Genomic DNA, 13,602 nt, shown 5'->3' on the forward strand with positions numbered 1-13,602 from the left:
AGAGCACTTATACCGTATAAGAGCTCTGATATGGCGCGCAAGGCTGAAGGCATCACAAACCCACGACCGGACCGGAAGGCAGCAATGCAGAACCCGCCGGGCCGCCGGGCGGCAACCAGCGACGGCGGAGCCGGCGGTCTTCCCGCCCGTCCCCCTTCGGTGGGCGAAGGCAAACGTGGTGAAAAGGGCTATCTCGGTTATCTCCTGCGCCAGGCCCAGGCCGCGGTGCGGCTGACCATGGACCGCTCGCTGACCGAGCTCGGGGTTACGCCACCGCAATTTGCGGTGCTGACGATGCTGAAAGCCTATCCCGGGCTGTCGGGCGCGGACGTCGCCCGCCTCACCTTTCTGACGCCGCAGACGGTCGGCCTGATCATTCGTAACCTCGAACGCGACGGCGCAATCCGAAAAGCGCGCCATCCCGTGCACGGCCGCATTTTGCAATGGTCGCTGACACCGCATGGCGCAACGCTGCTCCGGGGATGCCGGCAACGGGTCTTGGACGTGGAGGCGCGCCTCAGCGCGGGGCTCGATGGCAAGACCGAAGCCGCCATCCGGCGTTGGCTAGCTCAAATCGCAACGGAGATGCAGGACGGCTAGTCGCCGCCGCAGTCCGACGAATCCCAACTGCCGAAGTCCGGAAAATCGCCGCCGGACGCGCCGTCCCGACGTGCGCTGCCAAAGTTCTCCGCGAGGATCGCTACGACCACGGCGATGAGCCCGGCTGCAAACGGCCAGGGATTGGTGCGGATGAGGTCGAGAAGCTCCTGCATGGCCCCACTCTGCACACAGAGCTGCGAAAGTTCCGTAAATCCGGGGGGCCAAAAGCCGCGTTACGGCGGACAGCTTTCGCCAATGCAAGGCATGCCCGCTTCAGGGTAGATTAACCCTATGACCCAGCCTGATTCCTCCGCACGCCCAACCCGCCGCGCCGTCGTTCAATCCGCTCTCGGCGCCGCCCTGATCGCCGCGCCGATCCCGGCACTTGCCGCAGCGCCGCCCGGCTTCGACGAGTGGCGTGAGACGTTTCGCGCTCGCGCAATGGCCAAGGGCATTTCGGCCGCAACCTGGACGCGGGCGATGGGGCGCGTCGAGCCCGACATGAGCGTGTTCAAGCAGATGCGCAACCAGCCGGAGTTCAACGAGCAGGTTTGGCAGTACATCAACCGCCGCGTCTCGGACTGGCGCGTCGTCAACGGCAAGATCGCGCTGAAGAACAACGAGCAGTTGTTTGCGCGCATCGAGAAGGATTTTGGGGTCGAGCGCGGCACGCTGCTGGCGCTGTGGGGCGTGGAATCGGCCTACGGCGATCCCCTGGTGCAGCAGAACCACATGAAGCCGATCTTCCCCTCGCTTGCGGCGCTCGCCTGGAACGAGCCGCGCCGGAAAGCCTATTGGGAGACCGAGCTGATCAACGCGCTCAAGATCGTCGACAAGGGCTGGGGCACGCCGGACGAGATGCGGGGATCCTGGGCCGGCGCGATGGGGCATTCGCAATGGATGCCGGAGGTCTGGCTCAATGTCGGCATCGACTATGACGGCGACGGCAAGGTCTCGCCGTTCGGCCGCCCCGACGACGCGCTGGGCTCGACGGCAAAATACCTCGTCAATCGCGGCAAATGGCATCGCGGCGAGCACTGGGGCTACGAAGTGCGCGCGAGCGGCAATATGAGCGGCAGCAAGACCTATGCGGCCTGGCAGGCGGCCGGCGTCACGCGCGCCGACGGCCAACCGTTTCCACAGCCCAACGCATCAGCACAGATGTGGACGCCGGTTGCGGGCGGGCCGACATTCCTGCTCGGGCCGAACTTCTACTCGGTGAAGAGCTACAACCCGTCGATGAACTACGCACTCGCGATCTGCCACCTCGGCGACCGCTGCCTCGGCATGCCGCCCTTCATCCAGCCCTTCCCCGGATCCGAGCGCGCGCTGACCCTTGCCGAAGTGCAGGAGATGCAGACGCGGCTGACCAAAGCCGGCTTCGACACCGGCGGCACCGACGGCCGCGTCGGCAACGACACCATGAAGGCGATCAAGGATTTTCAGCAGAAGGCCGGGATCGCACCTGCCGATGGCTATGGCGGTTTGAAGGTGCTGGCGAAGCTGCGGCAGGGCGGGTAGCGCCAGTCAGTGCCGATACTGCGGCTCCTCCGCATCGAGCTGGCGGCGGATCGCGGCGAGATGCAGCCGGGCGGATTCGGAATCGCCCTCGCGCATCTGCCTGTAGGTTGCTTCCGCAATCGCCTTGTCTACCGGCAGCACCTTGCGCCCCGTCGACATCGCCAGCATCTGCACCTCGGCGGCCCGTTCGAGATAGTAGAGATCGTCCCAGGCTTCCGCGATGGTCGGGGCCAGCACCATCACGCCATGATGCTTCATGAAGACAATGTCGGCATCGCCGACGGCAGAGGCGATGCGGGCGCCTTCGCGGTTGTCGAGCGCCAGGCCGTTGTAGTCGCGGTCAACGGCAGTGCGGCCGTAGAATTTGAGCGCGGTCTGGCCGGCCCAGATCAGGGGATCGCCTTCGGTCATCGACAGCGCCGTGGCGTTCGGCATGTGCGTGTGGAACGCGACCTTCGCGCGCGGCACACGTTTGTGGATCTCGGCGTGGATGTAGAACGCGGTCGCCTCGGGCACGCCGGCGCCATCGCGCACGTTGCCGTGGAAGTCGCAGATCAGGAGCTTTGATGCGGTGAGCTCGCGGAAGGCGTAGCCATAGGGGTTGACCAGGAAGAGATCGTCATGCCCGGGCACCACGGCCGAGAAGTGATTGCAGATGCCTTCCTCAAAGCCATTGCGCGCAGCCATGCGGAAGCAGGCGGCAAGGTCTTCGCGCGCCGTGCGGATCGCGTCGGTGGCGAGATCCGGGCGGTTCGAGCCCGCTGAAGCCGATGCGGACGCAGATGACGTGGCGTGAGACAGGCTGTGCGCCATGGCGAAGAACCTCTTGAGCTGATGGCTCGCGTTTTACAGGGGCGACGCCAGCGCGTCAGCCCCTGCGATCGCCACCCTGCCCTTCCCGCTGCGCGGCGCCGGGTCACACTCGCCGCGGTACCTGGCCCGCGTTCATGCCGCCATCGATCACGAGCTCGGTGCCGGTGACGTAGCGTGAGGCGTCGGACGCCAGATAGAGCACGCCGGAGGCGATCTCCGCGGCCTGACCGGCACGGCCGAGCGGCGTGGCCATCTTCGCGCGCTCCTCGGGATCGATCGGCGCGTTCTGGCCGGCGCCGGTCGCACCCGTCGGGATCTTGCCCCAGATCGGCGTGTCGATGATGCCGGGATGCACGGAGTTGACGCGGATGCCGTCACCGACCGCCGCACATTCCATCGCAATGGACTTTGCGAACAGCCGCACGCCGCCCTTGGTCGCCGAATAGCCGGCAAGTCCTGCCGCGCCCCGCAGGCCTGCCAGCGAGGACATCATGATGATCGAGCCGCCGCCATGCTTGCGCATCAGCGGCAGACTGTATTTCACGGAGAGAAACACGCCGTCGAGATTGATGGCGTTCTGCTTGCGCCAGTCGGCGAGCGTCATGTCTGATATCAGGGGCACGGCGATACCGATGCCGGCATTCGACACCATCACGTCGAGCCTGCCATAGCGCTTTGTGATCTCGGCGACGATTTCGGCCCAGCGCTCCTCGCTGGTGACGTCCTGCTCCAGGAAGATCGCCTTGCCGCCGGCCTTGGTAACGCGCGCCACCACTTCTGGGCCGCGGAGATCGTCGACGTCGGTCGCGATCACGGTCGCGCCCTCCTTCGCCAGCAATTCGACGATCGCCTCGCCGATGCCTGAGGCTCCACCGGTCACGAGCACGACCTTGCCTTCAACCTGCCCTGCCATTTCGACTCCCTTTTCTTGTTTTGAACTTATCTGATGACCGATGGGCCCTGATCAGGCAATGCGACATCGATGACGCGCAATTGCACGCGCTCGGCGCCCTGGTAGCGATCGACCGACAGCGATCCCGCCACATGCAGAGCCTGGCCGCGATTGGCGACCAGCGCATTGCCGAGCTTTTGGCCGATCGAGCGGAACGCGATGCCGTTGACGATCGCACCATCGCCCGACTTGAAGCGCAGCCGCAGATGCGCCTGGCCGACCTCGTCGGCATAGACGAGCTGGTGCGACGGCAGCGCCAGCACCGGCTCGGGATTGCCGCTGCCGAAAGGACCGGCGCGGTTGAGCGTGGTCGCGAGCTCCGGCGTCACCGCGCGTGCGGCGACCGCGCCGTCGATGAAGAGCTCGTTGACGTGCCGCGCTTCGCTGACATCGCGGGCCAGTGCGTTTTCGAGATAGGCGCGGAACTCGGCGAGCTTTTCCTTGCGCAGCGTCACGCCGGCCGCCATCGCATGCCCGCCGCCTTTGAGCAGAATGCCGTCGGCAACCGCTTGCCGGACCGCCTTGCCGAGATCGACGCCGGCGATCGAACGGCCCGATCCCGTGCCGATTCCGCCGGGCTCGAGCGCAATGGCAAAGGCTGGCCGCGAGAACTTTTCCTTCAGCCTGGAAGCGACGAGCCCGACCACGCCGGGATGCCAGCCTTCGGAGGCCGTGACGATGACGCCGAGCTTGTCCTCAAGGCCAATCGAGGCCAGCGCCTCGGCTTCGGCCTGGGCTTCGGCGGCCTGCTCGATGACACGGCGCTCCGCGTTGAGGCGGTCGAGCTCGGCAGCGATGCGTGCGGCCTCGACCGGGTCGCCTTCGAGCAGCAGCCGCACGCCGAGATCGGCGCGGCCGATGCGGCCACCCGCATTGATACGCGGCCCCAGCATGAAGCCGAGGTGCCAGGCTTCCGGCGGCCCGTTGAGCCGCGCCACGTCCATCAGTGCGGTGTGGCCGACATGGTCGCGCCGGCGCATCGCGATCAACCCCTTTGCAACGAAGGCGCGATTGAGGCCGATCAGAGGTGCGACGTCGGCAACCGTGCCGAGCGCCACGTGGTGCAGCATGCCGAGCAGATCGGGCTCGGGCATTTCACCGGTCCAGAAGCCGCGCTGGCGCAGCTCACGGTTGACGGCAACCAGCGTCACCAGCACGAGGCCGACGGCGGCGAGATGGCCGAGGCCGGAGATGTCGTCGAGCCGGTTCGGGTTGACCAGCGCATCGACCTCGGGAAGGTCCGTGCCGGCCTGGTGATGGTCGATCACGACCACGGACATGCCGAGCCGCTTGGCCTCAGCCAGCGGCTCGATGCTGGTGGTGCCGCAGTCAACGGTGACGAGCAGCGTCGCGCCCTTCCCGGCCAGCGCCCGGACGGCTTCCGTGTTGGGGCCGTAGCCCTCAAAAATCCGGTCGGGGATGTGGATCAGCGGATCGAGCCCGCAATGGCGCAGGTGCCAGGCGAGCAGCGCGGCCGAGGTCGCGCCGTCGACGTCATAGTCGCCGAAGATCGCGACCTTCTCGCCGCGCACGGCCGCATCCGCGATCCGCTTGGCGGCGGCCTCCATCTGCGTCACCGTAAAGGGGTCCGGCATCAGCTTGCGGATGGTCGGGTCAAGAAAATCCTCGACCGCGTCGCTCTCGACGCCGCGTCCGGCCAGCACCCGCGCCAGAAGTTCCGGCAATTGATAGCGCTGCACGATGGCGAGCGCCTTGGCCGCGCCGCGCCCGTCCAGCCGGTCGCGCCAGCGCTTGCCGGTCAGGGATTGCGCAACGCCGAGAAACGCTTGGGGCGTTTCGACGGGCAAGGCGATGGCGGGCGGGCTCATGTTCGATTCGCTGGGCTTAACTCGCACGAGGCAGACATCCCGCGGCGGGCGGTCGCACAAGGTCGGATTCGGCGGGAAAGCTGCGCTGATTGCAATGTCCTGACAGAACAAAGCAGTGGATTGCCGTTTTCGTGTGCGACCTGACTACCATTTGAGCAGTCGGCAAGACAGCAAATTAAGTGGGCGTTAGGCGGAATCCTCGAAAAAGAATCGTATTCGATCTGTAGTTTTTTGGTTCCGCGTCATTGCAGATCAGACCTCTTGCATGGGAAGCCCCTCGATGTCTGCTGCGTTGGGTCTGAAGGCCAGGCCGATTGCAAACGAAACTGCTAATCCCGAGGCCGACGACGAATCCGATATCTCCGCACTGATCAACCGGCTCACCGCCGAGGTCAACCAGATCGCGGTCGACAAGACCAAGTCGATCCAGCAGATCACCAACCAGATGAAGATGCTGGCGCTGAACGCGCTGATCGAATCGTCGCGCGCCGGCGCGCAAGGCGCGGGCTTCGCGCTCGTGGCGCAGGAGGTGCGCGGCGTCGGCCAGCAGGTCGAGACCATCGCGCGCGAGCTGGAAACACAATTGACCAAGCGCACCGGCGATCTCGTCTCCTCGATCGAGCGCATGAGCCAGCGCTCGCGCGGCGAGCGCATGGTCGACATGTCGCTCAACGCCATCGAGCTGATCGACCGTAACCTCTATGAGCGCACCTGCGACGTGCGCTGGTGGGCGACCGATTCCGCCGTGGTCGATTGCGCGGCCTCCCCCGGCGCTGCCGCGGTCACCCATGCGTCGGAGCGACTTGCCGTTATCCTCGGCGCCTACACGGTCTATCTCGATCTCTGGCTCTGCGATCTCGACGGCAACGTCATCGCCAACGGCCGCGCCGACCGGTTTCGCGTGGTTGGCCAGAATGTCGCCAACACGAAATGGTTTCGCGAGGCCAAGACGCTCCGTTCCGGCGACGACTATGTCGCCGGCGACGTCGAGAACCAGCCGCTGCTCGGCAATGCCCAGGTCGCGACCTATTGCGCCAGCGTGCGCGCCGGCGGCCAGGCCAATGGTGCCCCGATCGGCGTGCTCGCGATCCATTTCGACTGGGAGCCGCAGGCCCGCGCCATCGTCCAGGGCGTACGCGTCGGCGACAGCGACAAGGCGCGCGTGCTGCTGGTCGACTCCAATTTCCGCGTCATCGCCGCCTCCGACGGCCAGGGCATCCTCAGCGAACGCCTGACGCTCGCCGCCAACGGCCAGCGCTCGGGCTTCTACCACGACCGCAGCGGCGCCCTCGTGGCCTTCCACGCCACCCCCGGCTACGAGACCTATCGGGGGCTGGGCTGGTACGGCGTGATCGTCTGCGGGGCCTGAAACCGGCCTCCCGTAAAAAGCGTCGAAAACAACCCCATGCACAGTAGGCGGGGTTGGCTGGCGCGCCCCGAGGGCTACACGCGTTACGCTCGCGTGTTCCTCGCCCACAGCAGCGCGAGCGGACCCAGCGCGATCCCGGCCGCGAGCACGATGAACACCAGCAGCCAGCCGCTCGCGCTCTGCGGTCCGCCCGCAATATCCAGTGCCACGCCCGTCCCCCAGGCCCCGACCGCCGACAAGCCAAAGCCCACAGTGGAATGCAGGGCGAGCGTCGCGCCACGGTGGTCAGACACAGCCGCGCCCGACATGCCCGCGGTCAGCGCGCCTGAATCTGCCGGCACGGTCAGGCCATAGACGACCAGCAGCAGCGCCAGCACCCATGCCGGGGCGGTCGCATTGAGGCCGATGACCAGCGCCACGCAGGCGGACGCAATCATCACGACCGTGATCGCCCGGTGGCGGCCGAACTTCAGCGCCGCCTCGTTGCCGAGGATGCTGGCCGGCATCGAGATGACCGCAAAGCAGAAGCTCAACACGACCGGGGTCAGCCAGGAAGGTGCGCCTTGATGTGCGACGACGAACGTCCAGAATCCGACCAGCCAGGTCCGAATACCGTAGAGCTCGAAGCAGTGAGCGCCGTAACCCAGGATGTAGCCGAGAGCCTCGCGATTGGCGAAAACCGGTGCAAAATTCAGCAAATGAGTGCATTTCGGTGCAGGTTTTCGCACCTCGATCAGAAGACACGCCGCCACCATCGCGATGGGGCCAAGGCCGGTCACGAGGAAGGCGGACCGCCATCCCCAACGATCAGCAATGACCTGCGCGACCAGAAACGAGAGGCCGACGCCGACCGAGAAGCTCGAGGTGTAGAGCGTGACGGCCCGGGAGGTATCGCCGGCAGGCAACCGGTCCGTCAGCGCCTTCAGGCCGGGCATGTAGGCGCCGGCAAATCCCAATCCTGCCAGCGACCAGATCAATGTCCCCGACCAGAAGCCTTGCGCGAAGATCCCGAAGGCCACCGTCGCAAGCCCACTGACGATCGAGCCGCAGAGCAGGACCAGTCGCGCATCGATGCGGTCGGTCAGCGTCGTCAAGAGAGGCACTGCAAGCATGTAGCCGAACGCATAGCCGCTCGCCATCAGCCCACCTTCCGCAGCAGACAGCCCCCACGCCGGCATCAGATGCTGCGCCAGGTTTGCGGATAGCGTGACATGCGGCAGCAGGTTGCCGACCTGGCCGATGCACATCACCGCAATCAGGGAACGTCCGCTCAGGCTATGAATTTTGTCCTCCCACCGGGAGCGGCCTAATTGGCGACGGGGTCGCATGAAGAAGCAGAAGCGCGAAGAAGGCGGAGACCGAGGTGAGCGCGCAGATCCACAGCGCACCGCGCCCGATATGCTCCACCATCAGCCCCAGCACCAGCGGCGCGGCGGCGCCCGTCAGCCGGGACGGAAGCGAAATCATGCCGACCCGTTTGCCGAATCCGACCGGTCCAAACAACACCAGTGGCAGCGTACCACGCGCGATCGTGATGATGCCGTTGCCGGCTCCGTAGAGAACGGCGAACACCGGTGCAAAGAGCGAGCCCCCTGCGATCAACGTGACCACCCCGATCGGGTTCAAGAGCATGGCGAGCCGCGCCGATAGCAGCGGATGAAACCGGGCGAGAAAGCCAGCTTCGAGCAGACGCGCGCCGACCTGGGCAGGGCCGACCAACGTTCCCGCGAGCAAAGCCTGCGCCGGTGTCGCTCCGAACGCGACCAGCATCGACGGCAGAATGGCCGAAACGCCCGAACTGACGAAGCTTGCTGCCGCAAACATGTAGGCCAGCACCCCCATCGCGAACGTCTCGCTCTGGCCTGCGGAATGCAGGCTCGCGCCAGACGCCGGTTGGGAGACCTGATCGAGTGGCGTGGCGCGCGGCAGTAAGAGATTGAGCGGCAAAGCGAGGCAGACGTGGATGACTGCCCATATCTGGCACGCCGCCCGCCAGCCATATTCGGCATCCAACCAGGTCGTGAGCGGCCAGCCAACGGTGCTCGCAAAGCCGGCGATCAGGGTGATGCCGGTGATCGACCGTCGCGCGCCCGTGCCGTAGATGCGCGTGAGCGTCGCGAACGCCGCTTCGTAAAGACCCAGGCCCATGCCGATCCCGAGCAGCATCCACGCGGCAATTAACAACGCCGCACCGTGAGCAGCGGACAGCAGCAACAAGCCTGCGGCAAAGACGATGTTGGAGCTTGCGAGCAGGCTACGCCCGCCGAACCTGTCGATGGCATGACCGACACGTGGTCCGAGGAGACCGGAAAGGATGAGCGCACCTGACAGCGCCGCGAACACATAGGTCGGCGCAAGATCGAGATCCCGCGCGATGGGAGCGGCGAGGACAGCCGGAAGATAGTAGCTCGACGCCCACGCAATAGTTTGCGTGGTGCCGAGCCCAATGACGACGGCGAGCGGGCCCGAAGCCCAGCTCGCAGGAAGCAGCCTCATGAACATCCGCACCCTGAAGCGCCGGCCTTCTTGGCGGTCTCATCGGCAGCGCAGCAGGCCGAGACATCTTCCTTGGCCGGCCCGCCGCAGCACCCTGAGGCCCCGGCAGGTTGAACCGCGCTGCGCGTGCAGACGCCGGTCTCAGGCAGCACAAGCTCAACCCTCGCCGCGGCCTTCTTGTCGCCGGCGATATCGGCTGCGATCGAGCGGACCTGCTCATAGCCGGTCATCATGAGGAAGGTCGGAGCACGACCGTAGGACTTCATGCCGGCGAGGTAGAAGCCCGGCTCGTCATGCGCGAGCTCGCGCGCGCCGTGCGGGCGGACCGTCCCGCAGCTATGTTCGTTCGGGTCGATGAGCGGCGCCAACGCGACCGGCGCCTCGATGGCGGGATCGAGCCGCAAGCGCAGCTCCGAGAGGAACGAAAAGTCGGGACGGAAACCCGTCGCCACGATCAATTCGTCGGCGACAACACTTCGGGCACCGCAACCTGCGCCCGTTGCGATTTTGAGGCGACCTTCGGACTTCGAAAGATGCGTGACGCCGAATTCGGTCTCGACCTTGATCTTCCCGGAGGCAACGAGCGCGGCGAAGACAGCGCCAAGCTCACCGCGCGCAGCGAGCTTGTCGTTGCGGCCACCGCCGAAAGCCCTGGTCGGGTCGGCGCCGCGCAACAGCCAGACGGGTTGCGTGCCCGGCACCTCCCCGGCGAGATGCACGAGATCGATCAGCGTGCCCATTGCGGAATGGCCGGCACCCAGGACAGCAACGGTCTTGCCGGCATATCTGGACCGAGCGGCGCCCCGCACGTCGGGCATGCCGTAGGCGATCCGGTCAGCACAGTCGGGCTCGCCGATCGCCGGCAGGCCATTGCTGCCGGCCGGATTGGGGGAGAACCATGTGCCTGATGTATCGATCACCGCGTCGGCGCGCAGAACCTCGGGTCCCTTGCCGTTCTGGTAGCGGATTTCGAACGGCGCCTGCTCGCGTCCTTTCGTCTTCGCCTTGTCGAAGCCGACACGGCTGATGGCCGAGACGCGGCTGTTGGTTCGGATCGCCTCGCGCAACGGCGTCTTCATTGCGAGCGGGGTGAGATATCGCTCGCGCAGTTCGCCGCCGGTCGGATAGGACTGGGGATCCGGCGAATTCCATCCCGTCGGCGCGAGCAGGCGAGCTGCGGCCTTGTCGATATTGTATTCCCAGGGGGAGAAGAGCTGGACGTGCTGCCATTGACGGATGGCGTGTCCGGCCTCCGGCCCCGCCTCCAGCACGACGGGCGACATGCCGCGCTCCAGCACATGGGCAGCGGCTGCGAGGCCGACGGGCCCTGCCCCGATGATGGCAACTGTCTTTCCGTCGCTCATTCCACTACTCCCATCATTCTAGAATCATCGAATAATTGACCCAAAAAATCAGGCCGCCGATTGCGCGGCCTTGCATTCAGTTTCGTCCGCGCAGCACTCCGCCGCCAGGAAAGCGACCAGGCCCCGCATCGCGTCGAAATTCGCATGGCACATCAGCGTCGTGGATTCGCGGACCTGACTCACGAGCCCGACCGCGACCAGAGACTTGATGTGATGGGACAGCGTCGATGCCGGGATTTTCAGCTTCTCCTGCAACCGACCGACGGGCATGCCGGCATGTCCGGCCCGGACCAGGGCCCGATAGATCTGAAGCCGCGTCCGGTTACCGAGTGCTTCCAAACGGGCTGCTGCATCGTCGATTTTCATGGCCGACATATTGCCCCCGCCCGCCCCCTCTGTCAACGGTATTTCTAGAATATTCGAAATAGTATCACCGGCGAGTGCCGGCCGGCGATCGCCACCGGATTGCCTTTACAACCAGAAAACTAGATTTATAGTTGTATTGTGAGATTGCCGCATGTGGGAACCATGAACCGCAAGATCGCTGCACGCTGCCTGGCCGAATTGGGCAATTTAACCCGCCTGGACATTTATCGGCTGCTGGTGCGGGCCGGGCCGCCCGGCCTCAACATCACCGACATCCAGACCCGTCTCGATGTGCCGGCCTCCACCCTCGCCTTTCATCTGCGCGGGCTGGTCGGCGCAGGGCTGGTCACCCAGGAGAAGAAGGGCCGCACGGTGATCTGCCGCGCTCAGTATGAGCGAATGGACGGAGTCGTCACATTCCTGCGCGAACATTGTTGCGAGGGATTTGACAGCGACCTCGTAGCGCCACTAGCGCGGCGCGCGAGTTGATCCCTTGCGGATGGTGAGCCCCAAAACGTCGGCTCTCCACTATGGCTGGATCATTCTGGGCGCAGGCACCTTCGGTTCTTTCATGACCCTGCCCGGCCAAACGGCAGGCGTTTCGGTTTTCTTCGATCCCATCACCGCCGACCTCGGTATCTCGCGCACAGCGGCCTCGATCGCTTATGCAATCGGAACTCTTGCGGGAATTCTGCCGGCCCCGATCATCGGTCGCTGGATCGACCGGCGCGGACCCCGACTGACGGCGACCATCATCGCCGGCGCTCTCGCTGTGGCTTGCGCTCTGATGGCGACGGTTCAATCCGTCATGATGCTGCTCATCGGTTTCGCGCTCCTGCGCGGCGCGGCTATCGGCGGCCTCAGCCTCGTCAGTCAGCAGGTCGTCAATCTCTGGTTCGTGCGCCGGCGCGGGATCGCCGCGGCGGCGGCCAGTCTGGGGCTCGCGGCCGGTTCGATGATCTTTCCGAAGTGCATCGACGCCCTCATCTCGCTCTACGGTTGGCGCGGCGCCTATCTCGCCCTCGCCGGATTCGTCGCACTCACCATCCTTCCGATCGCGGCCGCGCTGTTTCGCGATCGGCCGGAGAAGTTCGGCCTCACTCCGGATGCGGGGTTGCTGCCGATGGCAGAACCTCTCAGGGAGGAACCCTCGTTTACGCGTGCGCAAGCACTCCGCACCGGCGTGTTCTGGCTGCTGTGCGCGGCAGGCTTTCTGACCAACGCCATCGGCACCGCACTCTTGCTCAATCACTTCTCGATCATGCGGACCGCAAGCATCGGACACGGCGACGCCTTGTTGCTCCTGTCACTCCTTGCCGGCGTTCAAGCTATTGCCACGCTCGGGACCGGATTTCTGGTCGATCGTTACGAACCGCGGCACCTGGTGCCGCTGTCGATGTTCATGCTTGCGCTGGCGTCAGCCCTCCCGGCGTTCGGCAACGGCAGCGCCATCAGCGTGCTGTATGCACTGAACGTGGGCGGGGCGTACGGCACCCAGCAGGCGATCAACGCTGCGGGCTACGCGCAGTATTTCGGCCGCGACCATCTCGGCGCGATCAGGGGCGCATCGTTTGTCTTCGGAATTGCCGGCGCAGCGTTCGGCCCGTTGCCGTTTGCGGCGAGCGCCGACTGGACCGGAGGTTATGCGGCCGTCCTGACCGGCTGCTGCGCGCTTTGCCTCGTCGGCGGCGCCGGAGCTTTTGCCGTCAGTCGACCGTCCTCGCCGGCCACAAGCCGGGAGTGATGCGATGACAGGCGGAGAAACGACCATCGTGGCGGGCATCGAAGTCCCGTCGTCCAACCCGTTCTTTCTGGCGGTGGTCTTCGGGGTGCATATTCCCCTGGGTCTTGCCTGCGTTACGATCGGCGCAATCGCGATGTTGAGTCAGAAACGTCGCGGATATCATTCGATGCTTGGAACGACCTATTTCTGGTGCCTGCTGGGGCTCTTCGCCTCGGCAACGTTGCTGTCGCTCTTGCGCTGGACCGAAAACAGTCACCTGTTCGTTCTCGGCGCATTGTCATTCACCTGTGCCTGGCTCGGGCGCGCTGCGCTGCGCCGGCGCTGGTGGCATTGGCTCCGCTGCCATATCGCGGGGATGGGTCTGTCGTATATTCTGATGCTGGTTGCCTTCTACGTCGACAACGGAAAGCAGCTTCCGGTTTGGAAGGATCTGCCTCACTTCACGTATTGGTTGGTACCGTTCGCGATCGGCCTTCCGCTGCTGGTTCGCGCGCTTCTCTGGCCACCATTGGCGCCAACTCGCCATGGTCTCTGACGCGAGGCGGCCT

14 protein-coding genes are annotated in these 13,602 nt (G+C 65.4%); 6 read left to right on the forward strand and 8 right to left on the reverse strand.

The genetic code is table 11. The annotated features are described in order from the left end of the window. The first annotated feature begins 30 nt into the window (after positions 1 to 30). Complete coding sequence (locus C2U70_RS05395) at positions 31 to 600, forward strand: MarR family winged helix-turn-helix transcriptional regulator (RefSeq protein ID WP_246666666.1); 570 nt, start codon at positions 31 to 33, stop codon at positions 598 to 600. On the opposite strand, the gene C2U70_RS32840 is transcribed toward C2U70_RS05395, so the two are convergent. Then, on the reverse strand, positions 597 to 773 hold the full coding sequence (locus C2U70_RS32840; protein ID WP_186294078.1) for a hypothetical protein: 177 nt from the start codon (positions 771 to 773) through the stop codon (positions 597 to 599). The genes C2U70_RS05395 and C2U70_RS32840 overlap by 4 nt on opposite strands. A 118-nt stretch (positions 774 to 891) precedes the next feature. Here C2U70_RS32840 and C2U70_RS05400 point away from each other — a divergent pair, with 118 nt between their 5' ends. Further along, positions 892 to 2,121, forward strand: a complete 1,230-nt coding sequence (locus C2U70_RS05400; protein WP_140976878.1) for a lytic murein transglycosylase — start codon at positions 892 to 894, stop codon at positions 2,119 to 2,121. Positions 2,122 to 2,127: 6 nt separating this feature from the next. Here the strand turns inward: C2U70_RS05400 and C2U70_RS05405 are convergent, their stop codons facing one another. From C2U70_RS05405 to recJ, 3 genes are all read right to left on the reverse strand, one after another. Beyond that, on the reverse strand, positions 2,128 to 2,934 hold the full coding sequence (locus tag C2U70_RS05405; protein WP_140976879.1) for an aldolase: 807 nt from the start codon (positions 2,932 to 2,934) through the stop codon (positions 2,128 to 2,130). Positions 2,935 to 3,037: 103 nt separating this feature from the next. After that, positions 3,038 to 3,847 (reverse strand): SDR family NAD(P)-dependent oxidoreductase, encoded by an 810-nt coding sequence (locus C2U70_RS05410; protein WP_140976880.1) that lies wholly within the window; start codon positions 3,845 to 3,847, stop codon positions 3,038 to 3,040. 26 nt (positions 3,848 to 3,873) lie between these two features. Beyond that, positions 3,874 to 5,715, reverse strand: a complete 1,842-nt coding sequence (gene recJ, locus C2U70_RS05415; protein WP_140976881.1) for a single-stranded-DNA-specific exonuclease RecJ — start codon at positions 5,713 to 5,715, stop codon at positions 3,874 to 3,876. 280 nt (positions 5,716 to 5,995) lie between these two features. Here recJ and C2U70_RS05420 point away from each other — a divergent pair, with 280 nt between their 5' ends. Continuing rightward, entirely contained in the window at positions 5,996 to 7,084 is a 1,089-nt protein-coding gene (locus tag C2U70_RS05420; RefSeq protein ID WP_140976882.1) for a methyl-accepting chemotaxis protein, read from the forward strand. An 83-nt stretch (positions 7,085 to 7,167) separates the two neighbouring features. Here C2U70_RS05420 and C2U70_RS05425 read toward each other — a convergent pair whose 3' ends face one another. The 4 genes from C2U70_RS05425 to C2U70_RS05440 are packed head-to-tail and all read right to left on the reverse strand — an operon-like array spanning position 7,168 to position 11,310. After that, positions 7,168 to 8,331: an MFS transporter gene (locus tag C2U70_RS05425; RefSeq protein ID WP_140976883.1), complete on the reverse strand. Its 1,164-nt coding sequence runs from the start codon at positions 8,329 to 8,331 to the stop codon at positions 7,168 to 7,170. Positions 8,332 to 8,359: 28 nt separating this feature from the next. Then, positions 8,360 to 9,580 (reverse strand): MFS transporter, encoded by a 1,221-nt coding sequence (locus tag C2U70_RS05430; RefSeq protein ID WP_140976884.1) that lies wholly within the window; start codon positions 9,578 to 9,580, stop codon positions 8,360 to 8,362. After that, positions 9,577 to 10,944: an NAD(P)-binding domain-containing protein gene (locus C2U70_RS05435; protein ID WP_140976885.1), complete on the reverse strand. Its 1,368-nt coding sequence runs from the start codon at positions 10,942 to 10,944 to the stop codon at positions 9,577 to 9,579. Before C2U70_RS05435 ends, C2U70_RS05430 begins: the two co-directional genes overlap by 4 nt. A gap of 48 nt (positions 10,945 to 10,992) precedes the next feature. Then, positions 10,993 to 11,310, reverse strand: coding sequence for an ArsR/SmtB family transcription factor (locus tag C2U70_RS05440; protein ID WP_140976886.1), 318 nt, complete (start codon positions 11,308 to 11,310; stop codon positions 10,993 to 10,995). A 162-nt stretch (positions 11,311 to 11,472) separates the two neighbouring features. Here C2U70_RS05440 and C2U70_RS05445 point away from each other — a divergent pair, with 162 nt between their 5' ends. The 3 genes from C2U70_RS05445 (at position 11,473) to C2U70_RS05455 (ending at position 13,589) form a co-directional block, all read left to right on the forward strand. Further along, positions 11,473 to 11,799 (forward strand): ArsR/SmtB family transcription factor, encoded by a 327-nt coding sequence (locus C2U70_RS05445; RefSeq protein WP_186294079.1) that lies wholly within the window; start codon positions 11,473 to 11,475, stop codon positions 11,797 to 11,799. Between the two features lie 82 nt (positions 11,800 to 11,881). Continuing rightward, positions 11,882 to 13,054: an MFS transporter gene (locus C2U70_RS05450; protein WP_246666669.1), complete on the forward strand. Its 1,173-nt coding sequence runs from the start codon at positions 11,882 to 11,884 to the stop codon at positions 13,052 to 13,054. Between the two features lie 4 nt (positions 13,055 to 13,058). Further along, positions 13,059 to 13,589, forward strand: a complete 531-nt coding sequence (locus C2U70_RS05455) for a DUF2306 domain-containing protein (RefSeq protein ID WP_140976889.1) — start codon at positions 13,059 to 13,061, stop codon at positions 13,587 to 13,589. Positions 13,590 to 13,602 lie beyond the last annotated feature (13 nt).

The sequence above is a fragment of the Bradyrhizobium guangdongense genome (genome assembly GCF_006483445.1).
Lineage (GTDB): Bacteria > Pseudomonadota > Alphaproteobacteria > Rhizobiales > Xanthobacteraceae > Bradyrhizobium > Bradyrhizobium guangdongense_A.

Coding starts and splice junctions, on each gene's coding strand:
- C2U70_RS05395 (WP_246666666.1), top strand. CDS start 31: ATGGCGCGCAAGGCTGAAGGCATCACAAACCCACGACCGGACCGGAAG.
- C2U70_RS32840 (WP_186294078.1), bottom strand. CDS start 773: ATGCAGGAGCTTCTCGACCTCATCCGCACCAATCCCTGGCCGTTTGCA.
- C2U70_RS05400 (WP_140976878.1), top strand. CDS start 892: ATGACCCAGCCTGATTCCTCCGCACGCCCAACCCGCCGCGCCGTCGTT.
- C2U70_RS05405 (WP_140976879.1), bottom strand. CDS start 2,934: ATGGCGCACAGCCTGTCTCACGCCACGTCATCTGCGTCCGCATCGGCT.
- C2U70_RS05410 (WP_140976880.1), bottom strand. CDS start 3,847: ATGGCAGGGCAGGTTGAAGGCAAGGTCGTGCTCGTGACCGGTGGAGCC.
- recJ (WP_140976881.1), bottom strand. CDS start 5,715: ATGAGCCCGCCCGCCATCGCCTTGCCCGTCGAAACGCCCCAAGCGTTT.
- C2U70_RS05420 (WP_140976882.1), top strand. CDS start 5,996: ATGTCTGCTGCGTTGGGTCTGAAGGCCAGGCCGATTGCAAACGAAACT.
- C2U70_RS05425 (WP_140976883.1), bottom strand. CDS start 8,331: ATGTGCATCGGCCAGGTCGGCAACCTGCTGCCGCATGTCACGCTATCC.
- C2U70_RS05430 (WP_140976884.1), bottom strand. CDS start 9,580: ATGAGGCTGCTTCCTGCGAGCTGGGCTTCGGGCCCGCTCGCCGTCGTC.
- C2U70_RS05435 (WP_140976885.1), bottom strand. CDS start 10,944: ATGAGCGACGGAAAGACAGTTGCCATCATCGGGGCAGGGCCCGTCGGC.
- C2U70_RS05440 (WP_140976886.1), bottom strand. CDS start 11,310: ATGAAAATCGACGATGCAGCAGCCCGTTTGGAAGCACTCGGTAACCGG.
- C2U70_RS05445 (WP_186294079.1), top strand. CDS start 11,473: ATGAACCGCAAGATCGCTGCACGCTGCCTGGCCGAATTGGGCAATTTA.
- C2U70_RS05450 (WP_246666669.1), top strand. CDS start 11,882: ATGACCCTGCCCGGCCAAACGGCAGGCGTTTCGGTTTTCTTCGATCCC.
- C2U70_RS05455 (WP_140976889.1), top strand. CDS start 13,059: ATGACAGGCGGAGAAACGACCATCGTGGCGGGCATCGAAGTCCCGTCG.